Here is a 24,877-nt window from a genome sequence, read left to right on the forward strand (position 1 = left end):
ACAGCGCTGGAATATAGTTCTGGTTAGAGTGCTGACAAAGGAGGGGCCACATGCCCGAGGCAGTCATCGTCGCCACCGCCCGCTCGCCCATCGGGCGTGCCTTCAAGGGGTCGCTCAAGGACCTCCGGCCCGACGACATCACCGTGCAGATGATCAGGGCGGCGCTGGCCAAGGTGCCGCAGCTCGACCCCGCGACCATCGACGACATCATGCTGGGCTGCGGCCTGCCCGGCGGCGAGCAGGGCTTCAACATGGCCCGCGTGGTCGCCGTCCTGCTCGGCCTGGACAACGTGCCCGGCACCACGATCACCCGCTACTGCTCCTCCTCGCTCCAGACCACGCGGATGGCCTTCCACGCCATCAAGGCGGGCGAGGGTGACGTGTTCGTCTCGGCGGGCGTGGAGATGGTGTCGCGGTTCGTCAAGGGCAACTCCGACTCGCTCCCGGAGACGCAGAACCCCGTCTTCGGCGACGCGGTGGCGCGGACGAAGGCGTTCGGCGAGGGCGGCCGCGCCTGGCACGACCCGCGCGAGGACGACCAGGTGCCCGACATCTACATCGCCATGGGCCAGACGGCCGAGAACCTCGCCCAGATCAAGGGCGTCACCCGCCGCGAGCAGGACGAGTTCGGCGTCCGCTCGCAGAACCTCGCCGAGAAGGCGCTGGCCGACGGCTTCTGGCAGAAGGACATCACCCCGGTGACGCTGCCCGACGGCACCGTGGTGAGCAAGGACGACGGGCCGCGGCCCGGCACCACCTACGAGGGCGTGGCCGGGCTCAAGCCGGCCTTCCGCCCCGACGGCACGGTGACCGCCGGCAACTGCTGCCCCCTCAACGACGGCGCCGCCGCGGTGATCATCATGAGCGACGTCAAGGCCGCCGAGCTGGGCATCACGCCGCTGGCCCGCATCGTCTCGACCGGCGTGACGGGGCTGTCGCCCGAGATCATGGGCCTGGGGCCGGTCGAGGCGTCGCGGCAGGCGCTGGCGCGCGCCGGGATGGCGATCGAGGACGTGGACCTCGTGGAGATCAACGAGGCGTTCGCGGCCCAGGTCATCCCGTCGTACCGGGACCTGGGGATCGACCTCGACCGGCTCAACGTCAACGGCGGCGCCATCGCGGTGGGACACCCGTTCGGCATGACCGGCGCCCGGATCACCTCCACGCTCGTCAACAGCCTCCAGCACCACGACAGGACGATCGGCCTGGAGACGATGTGCGTGGGCGGCGGCCAGGGCATGGCCATGGTCCTGGAGCGCCTCTCGTAGGGACGCGCGCCGACCGCCCGGCACCGGGGTGCCGGGCGGCCGGGAGAGCCGCTCAGCCGTGCACGTCAGGCCCGGCGCGGGTGGGCGTGATCCGGAGGACGACGCGGCGGTCGCGGACCATGGCCGCGCGGTAGTCGTCCCAGTCGGGATGCTCGCCGGAGATGTCCCGGTAGTAGGAGACCAGGTGGTCCATGGCCTCCGGCAGGCTGACGACCTCCGCGGTGCCGTCCACCTGCACCCAGTCGCCGAAGAAGGCGTCGGTGAACGCGCAGATCGACACGTGCGGGTCGCGGCGGACGTTCCGTGTCTTGACCGCCGTCTCGCGCGTGCTGATCACGAGGTGCCCCTCGGCGTCCACGCCGACCGTCACCGGAGAGAGCTGCGGACGCCCGTCGGCGTGCCGGGTGTGGAGGACGGCGTGGTGCGCCCGCCGCAGGAAGTCTCGTGCCTTGTCCAGATCCATCCATCCATGATGACGCGCCCGGACCGTAGGCACGGGCGCGTCGCTCTGGACTTGGGGCCCTCTAGATGAAGCCCATCCGGTTACGGCGGTGGCGCTCGTGCTCGTGGACGATGGCCGCGGCGTAGCCGTGTGTCAGCCCGTGCTCGTCGGCGAGCCAGTTGGCCCGCTCGTCACACCTGAGGAACGACGGGCCGTTGTCGATGGCTAGGAACCACTCGGGGAGTTCGCGTCCCGTTATCGATGGGACTCTGGCGATCAGCTTTGTCTGCGTCTCCGGTGAGTGGTTCAAGGACATGGGCACCTCCACGGAATAAGGTCCTTTGCTTGACACTGCAACACCTCTTCCGTGATCGCAACCCCCAAGTCGCCACCAGTTCGTTACGCGGGGTTCATCATTCAGCGACACAGAAGGGGCCCCGCCGGATCGGCGGAGCCCCTTCTACCGGCCGGACACCGCCGGCGCGGGTGGTCAGTCGCTGTTGGTGAAGTAGCTGATGAAGCGCAGCACCTCAAGGTAGATCCACACGAGGCTCAGCGTGAGGCCGAACGCGCACTGCCAGGCGAACTTCTCCGGAGCGCCCTCGCGGACGCCCTGCTCGATGGAGTCGAAGTCGAGCAGGAGGAAGAAGCAGCCCAGCAGGATCATCAGGAGGCTGAAGCCCCAGCCGAGCGGGCTGTCGGTGCGCAGGCCGAGGCCGCCGTCGTTGAAGATGCCGACCACGAGGTTGACCAGCACCAGGGCCAGGGCCGCGATACCCGCGGCGACGACGAACTTCACGAGCTTGGGCGTGACGCGCACGATCCGCAGCGCGTACACCGTCAGGACGGCGCCGAAGGCCAGTGCCGTGCCGAGGACCGCCTGGATCACGATGCCGGGGATGTACAGCTCGAACACCCGGCTGATCGCGCCGAGGAACACGCCCTCGAAGAGCGCGTAGCCGAGGATCAGAGCGGGGTTGACGCTCTGCTTGAAGGACGCCACCAGGCCGAGGACCAGCGCGACGATGGCGGCGACGACGGCCACGCCCGTCGGGACCTTGAAGTACCAGGCGGCGGCCGCGCCCACGACCAGCGTGCCGAGGGTCATGAACCCGCGGACCACGACGTCGTCGAGCGTCATCGTGCGGAAGGCGGGCCTGACGGGGGGAGCGTACGACGGGGAGTCGTACATGTTCTGCAACTGGCCGGGAGTCGGGGTGGGGGCGCCCCACCCGGCTGACTGCTGTCGTGTCCTGCTGAAAACCGGGTTCTTGCTCTCCATCGCTGCCTCCTGTGCGCCGAGCCTATGGGACGGGTCGCCGCCTGGGTCGGCTCACGCTCAGATCTATGTAGTTTCGAGACTTCAACCAGGAGGGACAACGAACGTGCCACCCGGCGAGTTCCCGGGTCCGGTATCGCCGGAGAAACGCATTTCCCGTGGTAGACGCAGGTGCCCCCGGCGGGATTCGAACCCGCACGTCAACCCTTTTAAGGGGTTTGCCTCTGCCATTGGGCTACGGGGGCGCCGCAATCATACGAAACGGACCATGCTTCCGTTGAGCACAACTTCGCATCATGCGTCACAACTGTGAAGTGTGTGGTCAAGTGATAGAGCTCCTGACGTTGTGTCCAGGAAGGGCAGCCCCATCAAGTGGTCCCGTAGGTGCGGAATACCCCCGGCTAAGGAGGCATCGGCTTCGATGGTGACGGGATCTCTCGTTCCTCGCAAGCAGTGCAGGTGAGGGCATCGAAGGCCGGTGCCGCCGGGTGTTCCGGAGCGCCCGATCACGAGTGGGCCGGTTCGGCGGGGCGGAAGGTGATCTCGGAGCCGAGGCCGGATCCGACCTTCGCCAGATCGCGCGCGAGCGCGCCGGTGTCGACCGCGCGGGGCAGGTCGACGTCCGCGATGAGCACGTAGAGGCGCCCGGTCAGGCGGGTGCTCATGCCGGTGATGTTGCCGCCGACGGCGGCGAGGACGGCGCTGACGGCGGAGATGATCCCCGGCCGGTCGGGGCCGTGGAGGGTCAGCACGTGGCCGTGGCCGGTGGACACGCAGCCGAAGTGGCGGCGGGCCTCCACCGCGGCGGCGGTCACCACGAGGTCGGAGGTGCGCAGCCGTTCGGTGATCTCTTCGGCGCCGAGGCGGCCGGAGACCAGGAACATCATCGCGATGTGGCCGCCGAGCAGCGTCATCGTCGAATCGGTGATGTTGGCACCGCACTCGGCGAGCGAGCCGGTGATCGCGGCGATGACTCCGGGCCGGTCTATCCCGAGCACGGTCACCGCTGAGAGCGCCACCCGCGGGTCCCCTTTCAGTCGCCAGGTCGGGGGCGCCGGAACGCCCCGGTGCGTGGTGCACCGGGGCGCTGCCGTACTGGGCTCAGTGACGCATCGTCGCCACGGCGGCCCGGAACCCGTCACGCGGGTGCTCGACCTCGCCGAGCGAGATCGTCTCCCGCTTGAAGAACAACGCCAGGGTCCAGTCGACGACGACACGGACCTTGCGGTTCAGCGTCGGCACCCGCGACAGATGGTAGGTGCGGTGCATGAACCACGCAGGGAATCCGCGAAGCTTGACGCCGTAGACGTTCGCCACACCCTGGTGCAGGCCGAGACCGGCGACCGATCCCACATACTTGTGGCGGTAGTCGACCAGTTGCTCCCCGCGAAGGTGGCGGATGAGGTTGTCGGCGAGGACCTTCGCCTGCCGCACCGCGTGCTGGGCGTTGGGCGCGCAGTACTGGCCGGGGTTGGTGACGTCGGGCACTCCCGCGATGTCACCGGCGGCGAAGGCGTCCCTCGTGCCGGCGACGCTCAGCGCGGCGGTGGTCTTGATCCGGCCGCGCTCGTCGAGCGGGAGGTCGGTGGAGTTGACGACCACGCTGGGCTTGACGCCGGCGGTCCAGACGAGGGTGTCCGCCTCGAACTCCGCGCCGTCGGAGAGCACGACGTGGCCGTCGACGCACGACTCCAGGCGCGTGTCCAGCTTGACGTCGATGCCGCGCTCGCGCAGCTGCTCCAGCGTCCACTTGCCCATCTCGGGCCCGACCTCGGGCAGCACCCGGTTCGTGGCCTCGACCAGCACCCAGCGGATGTCGGCTGGGCTGATGTTGCGGTAGTAGCGGGTGGAGTCCTTGGCCATGTCCTCCAGCTCGGCCAGCGCCTCGACGCCCGCGAAGCCGGCGCCGACCACGACGAAGGTGAGCGCCCGGCGGCGCACCTCGGGGTCGTCGGTGGACTCGGCCACGTCGAGCAGGTGCAGGACGCGGTTGCGCAGCGCGATGGCCTCGCCGACGGTCTTGAAGCCGATGCCGATGTCGGTGAGCCCGGGGATCGGCAGCGTCCGCGAGATCGAGCCGGCGGCCATCACGATGACGTCGTAGGAGACCTTGCGCGCCCCGCCCTCGGCGGGCTGGAAGGTGACCACGCGGGCGGCGTGGTCCACCTCCGTCACCGTGCCGTTGAGGATCCGCGCCTTGGGCAGGACCCGGCGCAGGGGCGCGACCATGTGCCGCGGCGACAGGTTGCCCGCCGCCGCCTCGGGCAGGAACGGCTGGTAGGTCATGTAGGACTGGGGGTCGATGATCGTGATGCTCGCCTCGCCGTTGCGCAGCTCTCGGCCGAGCTTGCGCTGGAGGCGCAGAGCGGTGTAGAGGCCGACGTAACCGCCACCGACGATCAAGATGTGCTTGTTCATCCTGAGGCCCATCCCTCGCGGAGCTTGTGAATTCATTCACAAGCCTACGTCAAGTGGACCCGATAACTCCAATCCGTGAGCAATGCAACGCGTCACACTGAGAGCTCTCGGGCCCGGAGGAAGACGTCGTCGAGCATCTGTGCCGTCACGCGGCCGGTGAAGGTGTTCTGCTGGCTCGGGTGGTAGCAGCCGAGCAGCGTCACCGGCGTCCCCTCGTACGCGATCACCGCCTCGGCCCCGTGCCCGAACGGCGGCCTGACGCGCGGCAGGGTGTAGCCGGCCTCCCTCAGCGCGGGCCACCCGGCCTGCCAGGCGTAGCCGCCGAGCGCCACGACCACGCGCACGGACGGCGCGACCATGCCGATCTCCCGCGCCAGCCACGGGAAGCAGGCGGCCTTCTCCTCCGGCGTGGGCTTGTTGGCGGGCGGCGCGCACCGCACCGAGGCCACCACGCGGGTGCCGATCAGCCGCTGCCCGTCGCCCGCGTGCGTGCTCGTCCCGCGCGCGGCCAGGCCGCAGCGGTGCAGCGAGGCGAACAGCCAGTCGCCGCTGCGGTCGCCGGTGAAGATGCGGCCGGTCCGGTTGCCCCCGTGCGCGGCCGGGGCGAGGCCGGTGATGAGGATGCCCGGCTCCTCGTCCCCCCAGCCGGGGACCGGCCGCCCCCAGTACGTCTCGTCCGCGAACGCGCGCCGCCTCACCCGGGCGACCTCTTCACGCCACTCCACCAGGCGGGGACAGGCCCGGCAGACGGACTGCCGGGCCGTGAGCTCCGCGAGGGTGGGACTGGTGGCGGCGAGGCGGCGCACGTCCGCGGGGTCCTGGGCGACCGGGGTGTCAGCGGCCGCCGGGTCGCCGGGCCAGCCGGTGCCGGGAGGTACGAAGCTCATGCCTCCGATGGTGCCCGATCAGTGGGACCGCTTCGGCGTGGGCGTGGCGGTGGGCTTGCCGGGGGTCGGCTCTCCGGGGGTCGGTGCGACCGTTTCACTGGCCGTGACCTCGGGCTGCGCGGACGGCATCCGCTGCGCCTGCGAGACGGAGGGGCACGGGGCCGAGCGCGTGACTCCGGGCTCCTCGGTGGTGGTCTCGTCGGCGACCAGCGGCAGGGGGTAGCGGTTGAGGATGGGCTCGCCGCAGGAGCGGTCGACCGAGTAGCCGTAGCTCTCGGGATGGGTGATGACCGGGTTGCCGTCCTGGTCGTAGAGGTAGACGTCGGTCAGCGGCGTGCCGTCCTTGGCGTACGGCTTGATGTTGTAGACCTCGCCGTCCACCCCTGAGACGGTCTCCATCATGACCCGGTCCGACCCGATGGCCTCCAGCCTGTCACTCGAACCGGCGAGGTGCATGGCGACCGCGTACCCGGCCAGCAGCGCCACCCCGGTCACCACGTTGGCGGCCAGCGCCACCGGGAGCACCACCCGGCCGCGGCCCCGCCTCCCGAGCCAGACCGAGGCCCAGACGGCCGCGGCCACGAGCACCCACTCGCCGGGTTTGTCGGGGGCGACGTGCTCGTCGGTGGCGAGGTTGGCCAGGAGCATGGCGAGCACGTAGCCGCGCAGCACCCACCAGCCCGGCCGTAAGTCGGGCAGGAAGCCCGCGAGAGCGCGGTAGGGCGCCTTCCGGAGCAGGAGGGCATGGAGATCCGCCGACCGCCGGCGAAGGTCCAGCCTGCGCCTCTGGCCGCTCGCCGGCCGGCCCCCGTAGGCGGCCGCGAGCTCCTCCGCGTACGCGGCGGGCGGTCCGAGCCGCTCCTCCAGCGTCGCGTCCGACTCGGCCGCGATCTCCGCCAGGTGGTCGTCCAGGTCCTCCAGCAACTCCTCCCGGTCCGGGTGGTCGGCCAGGGCATCCCGTACGGCCTGCGCGTACTCTGCGATGCTTGTCATGCGTGTCCCTCCTTGAGCAGGGATGCCATGGTGGCGGCGAACGAGCCCCAGATCCCGGCGTAGGAGGCGTACATGCGCCTGCCGGTGTCGTTCAGCCCGTAGTACTTGCGGTGCGGCCCCTCGTCGGAGGCCACCACGTAGGAGTTGAGCGCGCCCGCCTTGAAGAGCCTGCGGAGCGTGCCGTAGACCGAGGCGTCGCCCACCTCCTCCAGGCCGGCTTCGCGCAGCCGACGCACGACGTCGTAGCCGTAGCCGTCGCGCTCGGCGAGCACCGCGAGGACGGCCAGGTCGAGCACGCCCTTGAGGAGCTGGGTGCTATCCACGCGCTGCACACTACTGTGTTTTGCGCGGTACTACCAACAAGAAAAAACCGGATGGCGCCGCGGGGACGCCATCCGGTCTAGGTCAACCGGTGTGCCGAGCCGTTCAGCCGGCCACCGGCTTCGGGCAGACCGCCGAGAAGGCGGCGTTGCCCGAGGTGACGGAGGTCGGGCTCACGACCACGAGCTGGATGTTGCCCTTGGTCTCGGAGGCATTGTGCGTGCCGCCGATGCCCCAGGTCACGTCCAGGCTGCCGTTCACCTCGCGGGTGAGCTCGCCGCCGTCCTTCTCGCCGTTGACCAGCCAGTAGTACTTGACGGTGGTCGCACCCGTGCTGGTGAGGGTGGCCTTAAAGTCCACGCCGGGGCCACGCTTGTCAGCGCACATGTCGTTGCGCTGGCCGGTCTGGGAGACCGCCGACACCGACACGGTGGGCTTGGGCGTCTCGCACGCGGCGTAGGACTGCGTGATCGAGTCGGTGCTGCCCGCCCCGGAGGCCGTCAGCGTGATCTTGCCGCCCTTGGTCGCGTTGTCGGCCAGCAGCTGGTCGGAGAGCGTGACGGTGCGCGAGCCGGCGCCGGAGAAGTACACGTCCTCCTTGGGCAGGGCCTTGCCGTTGATCGACCACACGTACTCGACGCGGGCGCGGCCGGTGGAGCTCACGGTGGCGTGGGCGCTGACCTTGCAACCGACGTTGTTCGTCGCGGTGACCAGGCTGGACACCGAGACGCGGGTGGCCGGGGCATCGTCCTTGCACCAGACCTTGTAGTAGGCCCGGTTGGAGGAGGTGCGGTCCGGGCCGAGGATCTCCAGCTGCGCGTAGCCGCGCTGGCTCTCCCGCGGGGAGATGCCGAAGCCGACCGTCTTGCTGCTGTAGACCTTGGTGCGGCCGTAGTCGACGACCTTGCCGTTCAGGACCCAGCGGTACTTGACCCAGGTGGGGTCGCTGACCTTGATCCGGCCGGTGAAGTCGATCTTGTCACCGGGGGTGCAGGCGCCGACGTAGGAGCTCGGGCTCGCCCAGACGCGCGCCGAGACCTCCGGGCCCTGCTCCTCCTCGATGACGATCGGGCTCTGGCAGGAGACCGAGAAGTAGCCCTTCTTGGAGACCGCCTTGCGCGGGCCGAGGACCTGGACGGCCTCCCAGCCCTTGACGTTCTCCTTGAACGAGAGCTTCTCGCTGACCTTGACGTACTTGGCGCCGTGGCCCTTGAGCTTGACCGTCTTGATCTTGCCCTTGGAGCCGTCACCGTGGAGCCAGCGGTAGGCCAGCGTGGTCTTGCCCTTGACCGCGACCTTGATCTTGCTGGAGAAGGTCACGTTCACCGGACAGGAACCCTCGTAGTCGGCCTTCGAGGCCCTCGGCGTGGAGACCGAGACCTTGGGGGCGGACTTCGTGGCGGTCGCGGCGGCGGACAGACCCGCCGTACCGGCGGCGGGCGCCGCCGTCGCGACCGGGGTGGCGGCCTGGGCCGGGCTGGCGACCAGCGCCGCGACCATGCCCGCCAGCACGGTGGCGGAGGCGCCGAACGCCGCTGCCTTGCGTGCTAAGGGAGAGGACTTCATGTGAGAGTGCTCCATTCCGTGAGGGAAAAGACGCGCTCGGGAACGGTCGCCACGCCGGCATACCTATGCACGGCAATATGGCAAAGCCCCCGTTTTGCCCCTTTACCTAAGCACAAAACTGATTGCACGCTCAACACGAACGCGAAGATGAAATGTCCGGATTTAGCGGCGTTTCAGGCCAGCGACCAAGCAATTCCGTCCAGAATGTCGTGTTCGCTCACCACGACCTGGGCAAACGCAAAACGCCGGACGATCCGGTCGAGGATGAGCGCGCCCACGCCGATGACGTCGACACGTCCCGGATGCATCACCGGAATCGCGGCTCGCTCACCATGGGTCATCGCGAGCAGTCGCCGCGTCACCTCGTGAACCCGCTCGGCGCCGATACGGGAGTGATGGATGCGCGCCGGGTCGTACGCCGGCAGGTCCAGGGCGATGCCCGCGACGGTCGTCACTGACCCCGCCAGGCCCACCAGCGTGTGCGCCCGCTCCACCGGGACCGCGTCGGTCACCTTGTCGAGCGCGTCGTCGATGTCGGCCACCACGGCCTCCAGCGCCCGCGCCGACGGCGGGTCGCCGGCGTCGCGCAGGTGCCGCTCCGTGAGCCGCACGCAGCCGATGTCCACCGAGATCGCGGCCTCCGCGTGCGCGGAGCCGACGACGAACTCCGTCGAGCCGCCGCCGATGTCCACCACCAGGTACGGAGGCATCGGCCCCTCGGGCACCTCGGTCTCGCGCGACAGATGCACCAGCCCCCTGGTCGCACCCGTGAACGACAGCTCCGCCTCCTCCGAGCCGGTCACGACCTCCGGGTCCACCCCGAAGATCTCCCGCACCCCGGCCGTGAACTCGTCACGGTTGGCCGCGTCACGCGTCGCGCTCGTCGCCACGACCCTCGTGCGCTCGGCGCCGTGCCGGTCGATCAGCTCCCGATAGCCGCGCATCGCGGCGAACGTGCGCTCCAGCGCGTCGGCGGCCAGCCGGCCGGTACGGTCGACGCCCTGCCCCAGGCGCACGATCTCCATCCGCCGCTCCACGTCCGTGAGCTTGTCGTCGGAGACGTCCGCGATGAGCAGGCGTACGGAATTGGTGCCGCAGTCGATGGCGGCTACACGCATGGTCCGTCACTCCACCAGTCGGGGAGGGCATCGAGCGCCTCCCTGCCGAACGGGTTGCTCCCGGGGACCGCCAGCTCGTGCGCGACGAGCGCGTGCAGGCACTTGACCCGCGACGGCATGCCCCCGGTGCTCTGCATGCCACGAGGAAGCGGCTCCATGCCCTCGTCCTCGGCCGCCTTGTCGCGCCTGGCGATGTAGTCGTCGTGGGCGGCCTGGTAGGCGGCGGCCAGCTCCGGGGCGTCGGCCAGGCGGGCCTGCATCTCCCGCATCAGGCCCGAGCCCTCCAGCGTGCCGATCGCCGAGGCGGCCCGCGGGCAGGTCAGGTAGTACAGGGTCGGGAACGGCGAGCCGTCCGGCAGGCGCGGCGCGGTCTCCACCACGTCGGGGTTGCCGCACGGGCAGCGGTGCGCCACCCCGCGCGCTCCCCGGGGCGGCCTGCCGAGCTGCCGGCGCACCGCCTCCAGGTCCCGCTCGGCGACCCGGCCGGTGCCGGCCTCGTTCTCAGGGCTTTCCAACGCTCTCCTTCTCCCGTGTGCCCACCTGGTGGCCCGTGCCCGAGTCGGCCGCCTCGACGGACTGCCACAGCGTCTGGTACCACGGCGGCGGCGCGGCGGGCTGCTTCACCGTGGCCGGCGTCCTGCCCTCGTCGGCGTCCATCACCACGTAGCACTTCTCGCCCGCGCCGCAGTAGTGCAGCCGCTCCTTGGCCGTCCGCTTGATCCAGTTGGGGTCGCGGATCTGCTGCACCCGCGCCTCCAGCGTCCGCCGGTCCGCCTCGACCCGCGCCTTCTCCGCCTGCAACTGCGCGATGGCGCGGCGCTGGGCGATGTACTCGCGCACGGGGTAGGCCAGGCTCATCGCGATCGCGCACACCACGACCGCGAGAATGGCGGCCCGGCCGGTCAGCTGCGGTCTCTTCGCCATGCTCTGCGCACCCCCTCACGTCGCGCCCGCGCGGCGGGCCCGGTCATGGGCCCGCGGTCGATCGGCGGCCGCGGGGACCGTACCCGAAACTAGCGGCGAAAACGCGGGAACGCCCCGCGACCCGCGTAGCGAGCGGCGTCGTCCAGCAGCTCCTCGATGCGGAGCAGCTGGTTGTACTTGGCCACGCGGTCGGAGCGGGCCGGGGCGCCGGTCTTGATCTGGCCGCAGTTGACGGCCACGGCGAGGTCGGCGATCGTCGTGTCCTCGGTCTCGCCGGAGCGGTGGCTCATCATGCAGCGGTAGCCGTTGCGGTGGGCCAGGTCGACGGCGTCGAGCGTCTCCGACAGGGTGCCGATCTGGTTGACCTTGACCAGCAGCGCGTTGGCGGTGCCGCTCCGGATGCCGCGCTCCAGCCGCTCGGGGTTGGTCACGAACAGGTCGTCGCCGACGAGCTGGACCCGGTCGCCGAGGGCCTCGGTGATGGCCTTCCAGCCCTCCCAGTCCTCCTCGTCCAGCGGGTCCTCGATGGAGACCAGCGGGTAGTTGTCGACGAGGTCGGTGTAGAAGGCGATCAGCTCCTGGGCCGACAGGCCCTTGCCGTCGATCGTGTAGACGCCGTCCTTGTGGAACTCGGAGGCGGCCACGTCCAGCGCCAGCGCGACGTCCTCGCCCGGCGTGTAGCCGGCCCGCTCGATGGCGACCAGGATGAGATCGAGGGCGTCACGGTTGGACGGCAGGTTGGGGGCGAAGCCGCCCTCGTCGCCGAGGCCCGTGGCGTAGCCCTTCTCCTTCAGCACCTTCTTGAGCGTGTGGTAGACCTCGGTGCCCATGCGAACCGCCTCGCGGAACGTCTCGGCACCGATCGGCGCGATCATGAACTCCTGGATGTCGACGTTGGTGTCGGCGTGGGCGCCGCCGTTGAGGATGTTCATCATCGGCACGGGCAGCACGTGGGCGTTGGGGCCGCCGAGGTAGCGGAACAGCGGCAGCTCGGCGCTGTCGGCGGCGGCCTTGGCCACGGCCAGGGAGACGCCCAGGATGGCGTTGGCGCCCAGCTTGGACTTGTTCGGCGTCGCGTCCAGGTCGATCATGATCTGGTCGATGATGCGCTGGTCCTCGGCCTCGACGCCGTGGATCTCGTCGAAGATCTCGTCGGTGACGGCGAGCACGGCCTTCTCCACACCCTTGCCGCCGTAACGCTCGTCGCCGTCGCGCAGCTCCACGGCCTCGAACTGACCGGTGGACGCGCCGCTCGGCACGGCCGCCCGGCCGCTGCTGCCGTCGTCGAGGACGACCTCGACCTCCACCGTGGGGTTGCCGCGGGAGTCGAGGATCTCGCGGGCGTAAACGACCTCGATGGTAGCCACGGGATGCGCTCCTAAGTCGAAAGGCGATATGCCTTCAGAGCCTATCGGTACCCTTGCCTCCCGGCCCGCAGGGTCCACGCGCGCACCGTTCCGCCGACGGCCGCGACCAGGCCCGGACTCCCGTCGAGAGAGCCGGTGGCGAGGGCCGTGACGGCGCCGGAGGGCAGGAGCGTGGCGACCCGCTCACAGGTACGGGCGTCCCAGACGCGCAGCCCTCCACCCGCCGCGACGGCTCCGGCGAGCAGGGCGCGCCCTCCGGCCTCGGTGAGCGCCAGCGTGGCCGGGCCCGGAGCCTCCTCCGCGGAGACCCGGCACACCTCCCGGCCCGTCACGTCGTACACCGTGGCGCCGCCCCTCCCCTCGACGCTCGCCGCGACGAGCCCGCCCCGGCTGACGACGTGGGAGACCGGGCCGCCCACGTGGACCTTGACGGGGTTCGCCCGGCCCCACAGGTCGCCGATCTGGAAGTGGGTCGCGGCCGTGCCGAACACCACTCGCGAACCGCTGCCCGGCCAGGCCACACCGGTGATCGCGGCTTCGCCGGCGAGGAACAGGCCGGACTTGCGCCCGCTCAGCAGGTCCCACGCCCGTACCATGCCGCCGGCGCAGCCGACCGCCACGGCGGGGCCCTCCGCGCGGCCCACGACGGCCATCACGGCCGCGGTCGCGGCGGCCTGGGGGCGGCCGCTGGTACAGGCTGTGAAGGCCCGCACCGCGCCGCCCGCCCCGGCCGACGCGCCGGAAGCCTCCTCCGCGACAGGGGACGCGGTGGGTCCGGCGGGCGTGAGCGCCGGGGTCCAGCGTGAGACGCGGCCGTCCCGGGCCGCCCACACCACCGTGGGGGCGCCGCCCACCTCGGCGAAGGCCAGCGAGGTCACGCCCCGAGCCGTCTCCGGCGCGGTGGCCAGCCCTCTGCCCGTGGCGGCGTCCCACACCTGGACGGGCTCCCCTTCCCGCGCGGCGGCCACGACGGCCCGGCCGCCCATCTCGCCGACCGCGAGCGCGACGGCCTCCCGCCCGCCCAGCGCGACACCCGACGCCGGGCCGTACGCCTCGGCGACGCCGGGCCCGTCCGGCCTGCCGCGACCGGCGGTGGAGGCGGCGGACACCGGTCCGCTCCCGGGCGCGCTCCCGTTCCAGGTCAGCCCCAGTGCCACGCCGCCGAGCACGAGCACGGCCAGCCCGCCCACGGCCAGCGCCCGGCCGCGCCGGCTCACTACCAACCCCTGACCCCGTTCCGGGTCCCCGGCACGGAGCTCCCCGGCACGCGGCCTTCCGGCACGGGGCTTCCCGGACGGGGGGTTCCCGGACGGGGAGTTCCCGTCGTCCCGTGATGTCCCGCGCGGCCCGTGACGCCGACCGGCGGCGCCCTCGAACGGGGTGCCCTCCAGCAGCGTCCGCTCCAGTACCGGCTCACCCTCCGCCTGGGCACCCTCCATCAGGCCGCCCTCCATCAGCGCGGACAGCGCGTCGGCGGCGGAGGGACGGGCGGCGGGCCGCTTGTCCAGGCAGGCGGCCAGCAGCGAGCGGAGCGGCTCGTCCACCCCGGACAGGTCGGGCTGCTCGGTGAGGATCCGGTGCATCACCGCGGGGATCGACTCCCCCGCGAACAGGGTCCGCCCCGTGGCGGCGTACGCCATCGTGGCGGCCCAGGCGAACAGGTCCGAGGCGGGCGTGGCCGGGTCACCGGCGATCTGCTCGGGCGCCATGTAGCCCGGCGTCCCGACGACCGTGCTCGCCGAGGTGGCCGCCTCCACGCCCTTCGCGATGCCGAAGTCGATGACCCGGGGCCCGTCGGGGCCGCACAGGACGTTGGCCGGCTTGAAGTCGCGATGGACGATCCCGGCCCGGTGGATGGCGCCCAGGGCGGCCACGGTGCCGACGGCCAGCCGGTCGAGCGCCCCGCCCGTCCGAGGGCCCTCCTCCGCCACCAGCTCCCGCAGCGACGGGCCGGGGACGTACTCGCTCACGATGTACGGCCGGCCGGCGGCCAGCCCGGAGTCGATCACCCTGGCGGTGCAGAAGGCGGCGACGCGGCCGGCGATGACGCATTCCTGGAGGAACCGGCGCGTGGCCCGGTCGTTCCCCATGAGCCGGGCGTGCAGGACCTTGACCGCGACCAGGCGGCCCCCGGCGTCCTCCCCCAGGTACACGGACCCCTGACCGCCGTCGCCCAGGCCGCCCAGAAGGCGGTAGCCGCCGATCTCCCGTGGCTCGTCGGCGTGCAGCACGCGTGGCTCAGGCACCCCGCATCACCCCCGTAACCCCGCGATCCTGACATTTCACCGCAGTCCGGCGCCACCGGATCGCGTGATCCAACGGGAACGGAGGGATGGGTCAGGACGGGGAGGACTCCCAGGCGCGTACCCGGTCGCGGTAGGAGCGGGCCGCCGCGCGCAGCTCCGCCTCGGCGTCCACGCCCGCGTCCTGCGCACGGCGTACCAGGTCGAACAGCTCCCGGCCGAGGCCCTGGCCGACAGCGGCGGCCAAGGCGTCGGGGGCGCCCCCGCGCCCGGCGCGCCGCAGGAGCTGGGCCGCCAGCGACAGCGACGGCTGGCCCAGCGGGACCCCGTCCAGCACGGACGGCTCCTCGTCCCTGGCGGCCCGCTCGGCGGCCTTGATGGCCTCCCAGTTGTCGTTGACCTCGTCGGCGCTGTCGGCCCGCACCGAGCCGAACACGTGCGGATGCCGCCGCACGAGCTTCTCGACGATGCCGGCGGCCACGTCGTCCACGTCGAAGCCCTCGGCCACCCGCGCGTGGAACACCACCTGGAGCAGCAGGTCGCCCAGCTCCTCGCGCAGCGCCGCGTGGTCGCCCTGCTCGATGGTCTCCAGCACCTCGTACGCCTCTTCGAGCAGGTACGGCACCAGCGACTCGTGGGTCTGCTTGCGGTCCCACGGGCACTCGGTCCTCAGCCGGTCCATCACCGCGACCAGGTCGAGCACCCGGGCGCCCGGCAGGTCGTACGAGCCGGGCACGACCTCGATCAGCGGCGGGTCCTCCAGCGCGATCGCGGCGTGGCCGAGCGCGCGCATGAAGTCCTCGTCGTCCTCGGCCAGCCACACCACGGTCCCCTCGGCGGCCTCACGGGCCAGCCGGTGGGCGTCGGGCGCGACGACCGTCACCTCGATCCCGGCCTCGGCCAGGTACGGGAGCTGCGGGTGCGCCGGCGACCCGGCGAGCACCCGGCCGGACCGCAGTGCCTGCCACGCCTGGTGGCTGAGCAGCCCCGGCGCGACCCGGGGCGAGGTGGTGACGACGACCAGGGGCACGGGTCAGCCCTGCTGCGCGCTGTTCTGCGGCACTGCCTTGCCGAACCGGCCGCCGTCGACGAACAGGGCGGGGTTCTCCTGCGACCGCTGCGCGTTCAGCACCCCGTAGCGGGGGCTGTAGGTGATCGGGATGGTCGCGGCCTCCTTCTGGATCCGCTCGCTGCCGCGCTGCTGGGCCGCCTGGTCGGTGCCGCCGCCGTACTGGGAGAGCAGCTTCTGCAGGCCCACCGAGATGCGCATGAACCGGCGGCCCATGCTGGGCGCCATGCCCTGGGAGACCATGTACTGCTCGAAGCTGCCGCCCTGCTGGGTGGCGCCCGTGATGGCCCGGTCGACCTCGCCCTCGGTGACGTTGACCTTGCCCTTCTGCACGAGCTGCTCGGCCTGCTCGATGTTGGCGAGCTGGTAGAGCACCACCTCGGTGGTGGAGCCGGGGATGCCGAGCGACTGCGCGCTGAGGCCGGTCCTGGCCAGCGCGGCGTCGTACTCCTTGACGTTGCGCTTGAGATCGCCCGCCGAGATGCGCTCGTTCCCGACGACGGCCGCGGCGCCGGCCTCCATGGGCGCGGAGCAGGCGGTCAGCGCGACGAGGCTCGCCCCTGCCGCTGCGGCGGCCACAGCCATTCGAATCGACTTCACTTACGTCCCTTTCCGACAAAAACCCGGCGCTAGCTTACCCTCATGGGCTCCAGGAACATCGCCTCGACGAGATCACCGCACCACTTGAGCAGGTCCAGGTCGCGCAGCGGCTGCCCGCCCAGCGGCTTGGTCTTGGGCACGGGCACGAGCAGCGTCTCGGCCGCCTGCTTGTAGATGGCCTTCTTGTAGAGGCGGTCGAGCCGCACCTGCTGCGACTCGCGCAGCCGGGCCGGGCCGAACTTGATGTTCTGTCCCTGCAGGGTGACGTCGGTGAGCCCGGCCTGGCGCGCCCTGATGCGGAAGCGGGCGACCTCCAGCAGGTTCTCCACCTCGACGGGCGGCCTGCCGTAGCGGTCGGTCAGCTCCTCCCGCACCTCGTGGATGTGGATCTCCGTGGTGATCGCGGCGATCCGCTTGTACGCCTCCAGCCGCAGCCGCTCGGAGGTGACGTAGTCGTGCGGGATGTGCGCGTTGATGGGCAGCTCGACCTTGACGTCGTGGTGCTCCTCCTGCGCCTCCACACCGGACAGCTTGGCCTTCTGCTCCTCCACGGCCTCGGCCATGAGCCGGACGTACAGGTCGAAGCCGACGCCCGCGATGAACCCGGACTGCTCGGCGCCCAGCACGTTGCCGGCGCCGCGGATCTCCAGGTCCTTCATCGCGACGTACATGCCGGCGCCCATCTCGGTGTGCTGCGCGATGGTCGCCAGGCGCTCGTGGGCGGTCTCGGTGAGCGGCTTCTCCGGCGGGTACAGGAAGTACGCGTAACCCCGCTCCCTGCCCCGCCCGACGCGGCCGCGGATCTGGTGGAGCTGCGACAGGCCGTAGTTGTCGGCCCGGTCCACGATCAGCGTGTTGGCGTTGGGCACGTCCAGCCCGGACTCCACGATCGTGGTGGAGACGAGCAGGTCGTACTCCCGCTCCCAGAAGCCCACCATGATCTTTTCGAGCTGGTGCTCGTTCATCTGGCCGTGGGCCACCGCGATCCGCGCCTCGGGCACCATCTCCCGCAGCCGCGCGGCGACCTTGTTGATGGAGGCCACACGGTTGTGCACGAAGAAGATCTGGCCGTCGCGCATCAGCTCGCGCCGGATCGCCGCCGTGATCTGCTTCTCGTCGTACGGCCCGACGAAGGTCAGGATCGGGTGCCGCTCCTCCGGCGGGGTGAGGATGGTGGACATCTCACGGATGCCGGTCAGGCCCATCTCCAGCGTGCGCGGGATCGGCGTGGCGGACATGGCCAGCACGTCGACCTGGGTGCGCAGATGCTTCATGGCCTCCTTGTGCTCGACGCCGAACCGCTGCTCCTCGTCGATGATGATCAGCCCGAGGTCCTTGAACCGCACCTCCGGGCTGAGCAGCCGGTGGGTGCCGATGACCACGTCCACGGCGCCTCCGCGGAGCCCTTCCAGGGTGCCCTTGACCTCGGCGTCGGTCTGGAAGCGGGAGACCGGCTTGATGGTGATCGGGAAGCTGGAGAAGCGCTCGGTGAACGTCGACAGGTGCTGCTGGACCAGCAGCGTGGTAGGCACGAGCACGGCCACCTGCTTGCCGTCCTGCACGGCCTTGAAGGCGGCGCGCACGGCGATCTCGGTCTTGCCGTAGCCGACGTCGCCGCAGATCAGCCGGTCCATCGGGACGCCGCGCTCCATGTCGCGCTTGACCTCGTCGATGGCTTCGAGCTGGTCACCGGTCTCGGCGTAGGGGAAGGCGTCCTCCATCTCGCGCTGCCACGGCGTGTCGGCGCCGAAGGCGTGGCCGGGTGAGGCCATGCGCGCGGAGTAGAGGCGGATCAGCTCGCCGGCGATCTCCTTGACGGCCTTCTTGGCGCGGGACTTGGCCTTGGCCCAGTCGGCGCCGCCCATCCGGTTGAGGGTGGGCGCCTCGCCGCCGACGTAGCGGGTGACCTCGTCGAGCTGGTCGGTGGGCACGTACAGGCGGTCGCCCTTGGCGTACTCGATGACGAGGTACTCGCGGGTGGCGCCCTGGACGGTGCGCTGGACCATCTCGACGTAGCGGCCCACGCCGTGCTGCTCGTGGACGACATGGTCGCCGACCTTGAGCTGGAGCGGGTCCACCATGTTGCGGCGGCGGGACGGCAGGCGCCGCATGTCCTTGGTGGATGCCTTCTGGCCGACCAGGTCGAGGTGGGTGAGCACGGCCAGGCCGGGCGTGACGAAGCCGTGCTCGATGAGGCCGGTGCTGACGTGCACGACCTTGGGCTCCGGCGGCTGGTCGAGGTGGGTGTGGAGCCTGGCCGGCACGTCGACGCCCTTGAGCACCTCGACCATGCGCTCGGCCGGGCCGTGCCCCTCACTGAGCAGCACGACCGCCTTGTCCTCGGCGAGCCAGCCCTTGACGTCGGCCAGCGCCCTCGCGGTGTCGCCCCGGTACGCCTCGGAGTCGTGGGCGTCCAGCTCGACCCCGTCGCCGAACGGCGCCATCGACCACCACGGCTGGCCCAGCACGTCGGCGTGCAGGCGGACCTCGTCGAGCGTGCGGAAGGCCGCCGCGCCGAGGTCGATCGGCGCCTCGCCGCCCGCCGCCGCGGTGATCCAGGACGCCTCCAGGAACTCCTGGGAGGTATGCACCAGCTCCTCGGCCCGCCCCCTGATGCGCTCGGGGTCGCAGACGAACACCGCGGACCGGGCGGGCAGGTGGTCGAGCAGCAGGTCCATCTCGCCCGCCAGGACCGGCGCGAACGCCTCCATGCCCTCGACCGGCATGCCCTCGGCGAGCTGGTCGAGCACCTCGGCCAGCGCGGGGTACTGCGCGGCCAGCTCCCGGGCCCGCGCCCGCACCTCGGGGGTCAGCAGCAGCTCGCGGCAGGGCGGCGCGAACAGGCCGCCCTCGGCCGCCTCCAAGGAGCGCTGGTCGGCCACCTTGAACCAGCGGATCTCCTCGACCGTGTCGCCCCAGAACTCCAGGCGCAGCGGATGCTCCTCGGTCGGCGGGAAGACGTCGAGCAGGCCGCCGCGCACCGCGACCTCGCCGCGCCGCTCCACCATGTCGACGCGGTGGTAGCCGTTGTCGACCAGCCGCGCCACCACGTCCTCGAGGTCGGCGTCGTCGCCCGCCCGCAGCCGGACGGGCGCCAGGTCGCCGAGCCCCTTCATGAGCGGCTGGAGCAGGGCGCGTACGGGCGCCACGACCACGCTGAGCGGGCCGGCCGCCGGGTCGCCCTTGATCGGGTGCGCCAGCCTCCTGAGCACCGCGAGCCGCTGGCCCACGGTGTCGCTGCGCGGCGAGAGCCGCTCGTGCGGCAGCGTCTCCCAGCCGGGGAAGACCGCGACGGCCGAGGGGTCGACGAGGCTGGTCAGCGCGGCGGCCAGGTCCTCGGCCTCACGGCCGGTCGCGGTGACGGCGAGCACCGCGCGCTGGTCGTGCCCGGACAGCGCGGCCACGGCGAACGGGCGCAGCGCGGCGGGAGCGACCAGCGCGACGTCGCCGCCCTCATCCAGGGCGGCGGTCAGCTTAGGGTCGGCGGCAACAAGGTCAAGCAGCCCGGAAAGACTCATCAGATACGCCCACAGCCCCACGACGGCAACACGACTACCCCCGGCCGGGTCGGGTCGCGGGGGTCTCAGCCATCAAGAGTACTTGGCGGCGGGCCGTCGGTGACCGCGTACCCGGGCACGGACGGCCAGCGAACGGTCAGCACCACGGACTCCTCCTCGGCACGCCAGGAGTGGTCCACCCCGCGGCCCCACACCACGTAGTCGCCCCTGCGCTCCAGCAGGACGCTGCGGCCGGGCAGCTCCACCCGGAACCTGCCGCTGATCAGGACGAGCAGCGCCGTGCGCCGCTCCCCGGTCACCCACGAGGCCCGCTCCTCGCCGGCCGGGTGGACGCCCCACTTGATCTCGACGTCCTCGCTGTGCCGCGGGTCGCCGTACGGCTTGAAGTGGCCGAGCAGCCAGCCGTGGTCCGCCGCCCCGTCGACGCCCGCGTTCCCCACGTACACCTCGTCCCCCATGGAGCGGCACGCTAGCAGCGCCCCCGGGCGGCACGGCGGGGCGAGGTGGGGGAACGCCGGGCCCGCCACCACGCGTCATATGATGACTACTGTGAGTAGCATGTCTGATCTGCGGCCGGTCGCCCCGCGCCGCGACGTCTTCGACCAGCGCCTGCGCGAGCTGTGGGCCGAGCAGCTCGGCCGCCGCCTCGACGTGTTGGTGGCGGGCTGCCTGCGCGACGAGGCGGCGGCGCCCGACTGGATCGAGGCGCGTCTCACCGGGATCGACGAGGACCTGCCGGTGATCAGGAGCGCGGCCGCGGAGCGCGCCGACCTGTCCACGTGCGTGCTGGGCGACCTGCGCTCGGCGCCGATCCGCCCGAGGTCGTTCGACGTCGTCCGGGTCTCGTTCCTGCTGGAGCGCATCCACCACGCCGAGCTGGTGCTCGACCGGCTGCTCCAGGCCCTGCGGCCGGGCGGGCTGATCCTGCTGCGCATGCGCGACCGCCGCTCCGCCTACGGCCTGTGCGACCGCCTCACCCCGGGGTGGCTGCGCCGTCCGCTGTGGCGCCACCTGGTGGCCGACGGCACGCCGGGTCCGCTGCCGGCCGTGTACGAGCCGCTGACCTCGCGCGACGGCATCCACGCCTTCTGCCTCAGCCGGGGGCTCATGATCACCGACGACGAGACGGCGACGAGCGCGCCCGCGATGAACGCCTTCGGACGCGGTGCGGTGGCGCTGGCCGACAGGCTGACGCGGGGTCGCTGCCCTTCGGCGCACGACGAGATCACCATGGTCATCAAGAAGCCGCAGAACCACTTCGCCCGGCTCATCTAGCGACGCACGCGGACACCCGCTAGACTCCTTTCCTACCAATTCAATCGGAATAGTTGGGATGGCGGAGACGTGGAGTGGACCCCCGGGGCGCGGGAGCTGGCCGACCTGGAGCTGCTGCTGTCGGGGGCGTTCGAGCCGCTGACGGGCTTCCTCGGCCACGACGACCTGCACGCCGTCCACGAGCGCGGCACCCTGGCCGACGGCACCCCCTGGCCGGCGCCCGTCACGCTGCACCTGCCCGACGAGGTCGCCCCGGGTGACGAGGTCACGCTGCTCGACCCGGAAGGCGCGCCACTCGCCGTGCTGACCGTGACCGAGCGCGGTCACGACGGCCTGGCCGCCGGTCCGCTCCGCGGTCTCGGCGCCGCCGAGCACGGCCCGTTCGCCCGGCTGCGGCGCACTCCCGCGGAGGTGCGCGAGCTGCTCGGCGGCCGTCCGTCGCTGGTCGTCACCATGCGCGGGCCGCTCGACGACCTCGCCGAGGTGACCGCCACCGCCAAGGAGCTCGACGCGGTGATCGTGCTCCTCCCTCTCGCGTACGGCGAGCCCGGCCCCGCCGTGGTCCGGGCGGCGCTGAAGGCCAAGGACCGGCTCCCCGAGGACACGCTCGTCGTGCCGGTGCCGCTCGCGCCGCGCGAGGAGCCCGAGCTCGACCTGGAGCTGCGCGAGCACGTCGCCACCGCCTACGGCGCGACCGAGCACCTGGCCGGCCCCGAGCCGGTGAGCATTCCCGGGCCGCCGCACCGGCGCGGTCTCGTGGTCTTCTTCACCGGCCTGTCCGGCTCCGGAAAGTCCACGATCGCGCGCGGCCTGCGCGACGCGCTGCTGGAGCTCGGCAGCCGCACCGTCACCCACCTCGACGGCGACGTGGTGCGCTCGCTGCTGTCCAAGGGCCTGACGTTCTCCAAGGCCGACCGCGACCTCAACATCCGGCGCATCGGCTTCGTCGCCGCCGAGGCCGCCCGCCACGGCGGCCTCGCCATCTGCGCCCCCATCGCCCCCTACGCGGCCACCCGCGAGGAGGTGCGGGAGATGGTCGAGTCCGTGGGCGCCGACTTCCTGCTCGTCCACGTCGCCACCCCGCTGGAGGAGTGCGAGCGGCGCGACCGCAAGGGCCTGTACGCCAAGGCCCGGGCCGGGATCATCCCCGAGTTCACCGGCGTCTCCGACCCGTACGAGGAGCCGGACGACGCCGACCTCGCCATCGACACCACGCACATCTCGATCGAGGCGGCCGTCTCCCAGGTGCTGGGAGCGCTGCGGAGCGGAGGATGGGTCCGTTGATCGACCTTCCCCTGATCGCGGGATCCTTTCTCGTCGCCGTCGTCGTCGGCCTGACCGGCATGGGCGGCGGCGCCCTCATGACCCCGATGATGATGCTCTTCTTCAATGTGCCGCCGCTCGCCGCGGTCTCCAGCGACCTGGTGGCCTCGGCGGTGATGAAGCCGGTCGGCAGCGTCGTGCACCTGCGCCGCGGCACGGTCAACCTGCGCCTGGTCGGCTGGCTGTGCGCCGGGTCGGTGCCGGCGGCGTTCGCCGGGGTGTTCGTGGCGCGGGCGTTCGCGGTCGGCGACGGGGTGAAGTACGCCCTCGGTGTCGCGCTGCTGCTCGCGGTCGCGGGCCTGGCCGCCAAGACGCTGATGGGCGGCCGGGGCGGCGCGGCCGAGGCGAACGAGATCGTCGTACGCCCGATCCCGACCCTACTGGTCGGTACGGTAGGTGGCCTGATCGTCGGCGTGTCGTCGGTCGGATCCGGGTCGCTCATCATCGTGGCGCTCATCGCGCTCTACCCCATGCTCAAGGCCAACCAGCTCGTCGGCACCGACCTGGTGCAGGCCGTGCCGCTGGTCACCTCGGCCGCGGTCGGCCATCTGCTCTTCGGCGACTTCCAGCTCCACCTCACGGTCTCGCTGCTCATCGGCTCGATCCCCGGCGTCTACCTCGGCGCCCGGATCTCCTCCCGGGCGCCCGGCGGCCTCATCAGGGCCCTGCTCGCGATCGTGCTGCTCGCCTCCGCGCTCAAGCTGCTGAACGTCGGCAACGTGGCCACCCTCTGGGCACTGGCCGCCGCCGTCGCCGTCACGGTCGGCGGCCGGGTGTGGCAGGTCAGAGCGGCGGCACGGGCGTCGAGCGGAAGTGCGGATCTCGCGCGAGCTCGCTGAAGGCCCGGGCGGCCGCCGGCTCGGCGTCGAAGCGGGTGTCCCCGCGCGGCGCCCGCGGCGAGTCGAAGTACACCAGCGCCTTGATCTGCGGGTAGTGCCACACCTGGGCGCGTACGGACTCGAAGAAGGCCCGCTGGAACGCCCGGTCCTCGCCCCGCAGGAACGCCCCCCACTCGGCCACCATCACCGGCTTGCCCGGGAAGCGCAGCTGCGTCCACCGGTAGAAGCCCGGCCAGCGGGAGTACTCCGGCCGGGTCTTGTTGACCAGGCCGTCGAAGTCGCGCACCCGGTCGTCGGCGTACGGGTCCATCGCCACCCAGTCGACCACGTCGTCGCCCGGGTACAGCTCCTCGAACCAGGGCTTCGCCGCCCAGTTCGGCGCCCCCATGTACGTCATGACCGTCACCGCGTTGCGCACCCCCTTCTCGCGCAGCCGCAGCACCACGTGGCGGTACATGGCCGCGTAGTCGGCCGCCTCCATCCCCGACCCCGGCCCGGGCCGCACGTCGTCCTCCGGCTCGTGGTGGATGGTCAGGAAGAACCGCTCGGGGAACGCCCGCCGGATGTGCGCCGCCAGCCGGTCGATCCGGCCGTCGATGGCGCCGTCGGCGATCTCCGCCCAGGTGCGGTCCACCGACGGCTTCCAGTTGACCAGCAGCAGCCGGGGGCCGGCCGGGTCGCGGGCCATCCGGATCTCCCGCTCCGTGGGGAACAGGTCCTTGCCCCGGTGGTAGACGTGCACCACGTCCGCCCTGGCGCCCATGCGGGTCTCCGCGCCGTGCAGCGCCTTGTCCACGGGCGCGCCGGTGAAGATCTCCGGCGCCACGCCCCACCAGGCGCCGCAGGACGGGATGAGCTTGTCGGTCACCGCGCAGGCCGGGGTCGCCCCGGCCCGGGGCGAGGCCGGACCGGCCGATGTGCCGCCCGCGTCCGTACCGGCCGTACTCGTGCCGGCGGTCATGACCGGGTCCCCGGCCGTGCGCGCCCCCGAGCCCGTCCCCGTACCCGAGCAGGCGGCCAGGATCACCGCAAGCAGCACCACCACGCCGGCACGGGTCCCAGCGCCGCCCCCCTTACCCCTCCCGGTGCCCGTTCTTCGCCATTCATACGAGAAAACCCGCGAAATACATGAAATACGCGAAATGCCAGCTGGCAGCACGACCGTACGCCCCCTCTCCCCGGAAGACCCCCGACACATCAAACCTGAACCATGCCATGTGATTCTCATGAACGTCAGCCGGTGCGGGCGTTCCCGCTGGTGATCCCAGGTATCAGCCCGTCATTTAGATGCCATATATCGCTTTATAGAGGGGCGAATCGCCCGCTGTAACGCAGGAAATCTTGCGTATTCGACTTGGGGGGAATTCGTCCCGCCTATAGTGGACACACCCCTCCGGCCGTGACGCACCGTCTCCGCGCCACCACGC

23 protein-coding genes and 1 tRNA gene are annotated in these 24,877 nt (G+C 71.5%); 4 read left to right on the forward strand and 20 right to left on the reverse strand.

From position 1 onward, the window contains the following. Window positions 1-50 precede the first annotated feature (50 nt). Entirely contained in the window at window positions 51-1,268 is a 1,218-nt protein-coding gene (locus tag ACIBG4_RS15315; protein ID WP_397202298.1) for an acetyl-CoA C-acetyltransferase, read from the forward strand. Between the two features lie 52 nt (window positions 1,269-1,320). On the opposite strand, the gene ACIBG4_RS15320 is transcribed toward ACIBG4_RS15315, so the two are convergent. From ACIBG4_RS15320 to ACIBG4_RS15410, 19 genes are all read right to left on the reverse strand, one after another. Beyond that, window positions 1,321-1,731, reverse strand: coding sequence for a PPOX class F420-dependent oxidoreductase (locus ACIBG4_RS15320; protein ID WP_355439860.1), 411 nt, complete (start codon window positions 1,729-1,731; stop codon window positions 1,321-1,323). Window positions 1,732-1,792: 61 nt separating this feature from the next. Next, a complete protein-coding gene (locus ACIBG4_RS15325) occupies window positions 1,793-2,026 on the reverse strand; it encodes a DUF4287 domain-containing protein (RefSeq protein WP_310709768.1) in 234 nt (77 codons plus the stop codon). A 174-nt stretch (window positions 2,027-2,200) separates the two neighbouring features. Next, window positions 2,201-2,992 carry a Bax inhibitor-1/YccA family protein gene (locus tag ACIBG4_RS15330; protein ID WP_397202299.1) on the reverse strand — a complete coding sequence of 264 codons (792 nt, stop codon included), beginning with the start codon at window positions 2,990-2,992 and terminating at the stop codon, window positions 2,201-2,203. A 169-nt stretch (window positions 2,993-3,161) separates the two neighbouring features. Then, a tRNA-Leu gene (locus tag ACIBG4_RS15335) sits at window positions 3,162-3,234 on the reverse strand. A gap of 261 nt (window positions 3,235-3,495) precedes the next feature. Beyond that, a complete protein-coding gene (locus ACIBG4_RS15340; protein WP_310709687.1) occupies window positions 3,496-4,008 on the reverse strand; it encodes an ACT domain-containing protein in 513 nt (170 codons plus the stop codon). An 82-nt stretch (window positions 4,009-4,090) separates the two neighbouring features. Further along, window positions 4,091-5,407 (reverse strand): NAD(P)/FAD-dependent oxidoreductase, encoded by a 1,317-nt coding sequence (locus ACIBG4_RS15345; protein ID WP_397202300.1) that lies wholly within the window; start codon window positions 5,405-5,407, stop codon window positions 4,091-4,093. Window positions 5,408-5,499: 92 nt separating this feature from the next. Beyond that, window positions 5,500-6,294, reverse strand: a complete 795-nt coding sequence (locus ACIBG4_RS15350) for a uracil-DNA glycosylase (protein WP_310709685.1) — start codon at window positions 6,292-6,294, stop codon at window positions 5,500-5,502. 18 nt (window positions 6,295-6,312) lie between these two features. Further along, window positions 6,313-7,287 carry a hypothetical protein gene (locus ACIBG4_RS15355; RefSeq protein ID WP_397202301.1) on the reverse strand — a complete coding sequence of 325 codons (975 nt, stop codon included), beginning with the start codon at window positions 7,285-7,287 and terminating at the stop codon, window positions 6,313-6,315. Next, window positions 7,284-7,610, reverse strand: coding sequence for a PadR family transcriptional regulator (locus tag ACIBG4_RS15360; RefSeq protein WP_310709683.1), 327 nt, complete (start codon window positions 7,608-7,610; stop codon window positions 7,284-7,286). Before ACIBG4_RS15360 ends, ACIBG4_RS15355 begins: the two co-directional genes overlap by 4 nt. 103 nt (window positions 7,611-7,713) lie before the next feature. After that, window positions 7,714-9,174 carry a hypothetical protein gene (locus ACIBG4_RS15365; RefSeq protein WP_397202302.1) on the reverse strand — a complete coding sequence of 487 codons (1,461 nt, stop codon included), beginning with the start codon at window positions 9,172-9,174 and terminating at the stop codon, window positions 7,714-7,716. Between the two features lie 173 nt (window positions 9,175-9,347). Beyond that, the gene (locus ACIBG4_RS15370; RefSeq protein ID WP_310709681.1) at window positions 9,348-10,292 is read right to left on the reverse strand and encodes a Ppx/GppA phosphatase family protein; all 945 of its coding nucleotides are present in this window, start codon (window positions 10,290-10,292) and stop codon (window positions 9,348-9,350) included. Next, window positions 10,283-10,807, reverse strand: a complete 525-nt coding sequence (locus ACIBG4_RS15375) for a DUF501 domain-containing protein (protein WP_397202303.1) — start codon at window positions 10,805-10,807, stop codon at window positions 10,283-10,285. Before ACIBG4_RS15375 ends, ACIBG4_RS15370 begins: the two co-directional genes overlap by 10 nt. Then, window positions 10,794-11,216 (reverse strand): septum formation initiator family protein, encoded by a 423-nt coding sequence (locus ACIBG4_RS15380; RefSeq protein ID WP_310709679.1) that lies wholly within the window; start codon window positions 11,214-11,216, stop codon window positions 10,794-10,796. Before ACIBG4_RS15380 ends, ACIBG4_RS15375 begins: the two co-directional genes overlap by 14 nt. A gap of 89 nt (window positions 11,217-11,305) precedes the next feature. Next, window positions 11,306-12,583, reverse strand: coding sequence for a phosphopyruvate hydratase (eno, locus tag ACIBG4_RS15385; RefSeq protein ID WP_397202304.1), 1,278 nt, complete (start codon window positions 12,581-12,583; stop codon window positions 11,306-11,308). 41 nt (window positions 12,584-12,624) lie between these two features. After that, window positions 12,625-14,829 (reverse strand): WD40 repeat domain-containing serine/threonine protein kinase, encoded by a 2,205-nt coding sequence (locus ACIBG4_RS15390; protein WP_397202305.1) that lies wholly within the window; start codon window positions 14,827-14,829, stop codon window positions 12,625-12,627. 91 nt (window positions 14,830-14,920) lie between these two features. Next, window positions 14,921-15,856 carry a MazG family protein gene (locus tag ACIBG4_RS15395; protein ID WP_397202306.1) on the reverse strand — a complete coding sequence of 312 codons (936 nt, stop codon included), beginning with the start codon at window positions 15,854-15,856 and terminating at the stop codon, window positions 14,921-14,923. Window positions 15,857-15,859: 3 nt separating this feature from the next. Then, window positions 15,860-16,495, reverse strand: a complete 636-nt coding sequence (locus ACIBG4_RS15400; protein WP_397202307.1) for a hypothetical protein — start codon at window positions 16,493-16,495, stop codon at window positions 15,860-15,862. Window positions 16,496-16,524: 29 nt separating this feature from the next. Beyond that, window positions 16,525-20,013, reverse strand: a complete 3,489-nt coding sequence (gene mfd / locus ACIBG4_RS15405) for a transcription-repair coupling factor (RefSeq protein WP_397202308.1) — start codon at window positions 20,011-20,013, stop codon at window positions 16,525-16,527. Window positions 20,014-20,078: 65 nt separating this feature from the next. Beyond that, window positions 20,079-20,471, reverse strand: a complete 393-nt coding sequence (locus ACIBG4_RS15410; protein WP_310709673.1) for a signal peptidase I — start codon at window positions 20,469-20,471, stop codon at window positions 20,079-20,081. 100 nt (window positions 20,472-20,571) lie between these two features. Here ACIBG4_RS15410 and ACIBG4_RS15415 point away from each other — a divergent pair, with 100 nt between their 5' ends. The 3 genes from ACIBG4_RS15415 (at window position 20,572) to ACIBG4_RS15425 (ending at window position 23,450) form a co-directional block, all read left to right on the forward strand. Continuing rightward, window positions 20,572-21,288 (forward strand): class I SAM-dependent methyltransferase, encoded by a 717-nt coding sequence (locus ACIBG4_RS15415; RefSeq protein WP_397202309.1) that lies wholly within the window; start codon window positions 20,572-20,574, stop codon window positions 21,286-21,288. 69 nt (window positions 21,289-21,357) lie between these two features. Next, a complete protein-coding gene (cysC, locus tag ACIBG4_RS15420) occupies window positions 21,358-22,572 on the forward strand; it encodes an adenylyl-sulfate kinase (RefSeq protein ID WP_397202310.1) in 1,215 nt (404 codons plus the stop codon). Further along, the gene (locus ACIBG4_RS15425) at window positions 22,569-23,450 is read left to right on the forward strand and encodes a sulfite exporter TauE/SafE family protein (protein ID WP_310709670.1); all 882 of its coding nucleotides are present in this window, start codon (window positions 22,569-22,571) and stop codon (window positions 23,448-23,450) included. Before cysC ends, ACIBG4_RS15425 begins: the two co-directional genes overlap by 4 nt. Here the strand turns inward: ACIBG4_RS15425 and ACIBG4_RS15430 are convergent. After that, window positions 23,395-24,495: a glycoside hydrolase family 26 protein gene (locus ACIBG4_RS15430; protein WP_397202311.1), complete on the reverse strand. Its 1,101-nt coding sequence runs from the start codon at window positions 24,493-24,495 to the stop codon at window positions 23,395-23,397. The genes ACIBG4_RS15425 and ACIBG4_RS15430 overlap by 56 nt on opposite strands. Window positions 24,496-24,877 lie beyond the last annotated feature (382 nt).

Origin of the sequence: Nonomuraea sp. NPDC050383, from assembly GCF_044459125.1 — a bacterium.
Lineage (GTDB): Bacteria > Actinomycetota > Actinomycetes > Streptosporangiales > Streptosporangiaceae > Nonomuraea.

Bases quoted from the DNA above. Each gene is read 5' to 3' on its own strand.
- ACIBG4_RS15315 (WP_397202298.1), top strand. From the start codon at position 51: ATGCCCGAGGCAGTCATCGTCGCCACCGCCCGCTCGCCCATCGGGCGT.
- ACIBG4_RS15320 (WP_355439860.1), bottom strand. From the start codon at position 1,731: ATGGATCTGGACAAGGCACGAGACTTCCTGCGGCGGGCGCACCACGCC.
- ACIBG4_RS15325 (WP_310709768.1), bottom strand. From the start codon at position 2,026: ATGTCCTTGAACCACTCACCGGAGACGCAGACAAAGCTGATCGCCAGA.
- ACIBG4_RS15330 (WP_397202299.1), bottom strand. From the start codon at position 2,992: ATGGAGAGCAAGAACCCGGTTTTCAGCAGGACACGACAGCAGTCAGCC.
- ACIBG4_RS15345 (WP_397202300.1), bottom strand. From the start codon at position 5,407: ATGAACAAGCACATCTTGATCGTCGGTGGCGGTTACGTCGGCCTCTAC.
- ACIBG4_RS15350 (WP_310709685.1), bottom strand. From the start codon at position 6,294: ATGAGCTTCGTACCTCCCGGCACCGGCTGGCCCGGCGACCCGGCGGCC.
- ACIBG4_RS15355 (WP_397202301.1), bottom strand. From the start codon at position 7,287: ATGACAAGCATCGCAGAGTACGCGCAGGCCGTACGGGATGCCCTGGCC.
- ACIBG4_RS15365 (WP_397202302.1), bottom strand. From the start codon at position 9,174: ATGAAGTCCTCTCCCTTAGCACGCAAGGCAGCGGCGTTCGGCGCCTCC.
- ACIBG4_RS15370 (WP_310709681.1), bottom strand. From the start codon at position 10,292: ATGCGTGTAGCCGCCATCGACTGCGGCACCAATTCCGTACGCCTGCTC.
- ACIBG4_RS15380 (WP_310709679.1), bottom strand. From the start codon at position 11,216: ATGGCGAAGAGACCGCAGCTGACCGGCCGGGCCGCCATTCTCGCGGTC.
- mfd (WP_397202308.1), bottom strand. From the start codon at position 20,013: ATGAGTCTTTCCGGGCTGCTTGACCTTGTTGCCGCCGACCCTAAGCTG.
- ACIBG4_RS15410 (WP_310709673.1), bottom strand. From the start codon at position 20,471: ATGGGGGACGAGGTGTACGTGGGGAACGCGGGCGTCGACGGGGCGGCG.
- ACIBG4_RS15415 (WP_397202309.1), top strand. From the start codon at position 20,572: ATGTCTGATCTGCGGCCGGTCGCCCCGCGCCGCGACGTCTTCGACCAG.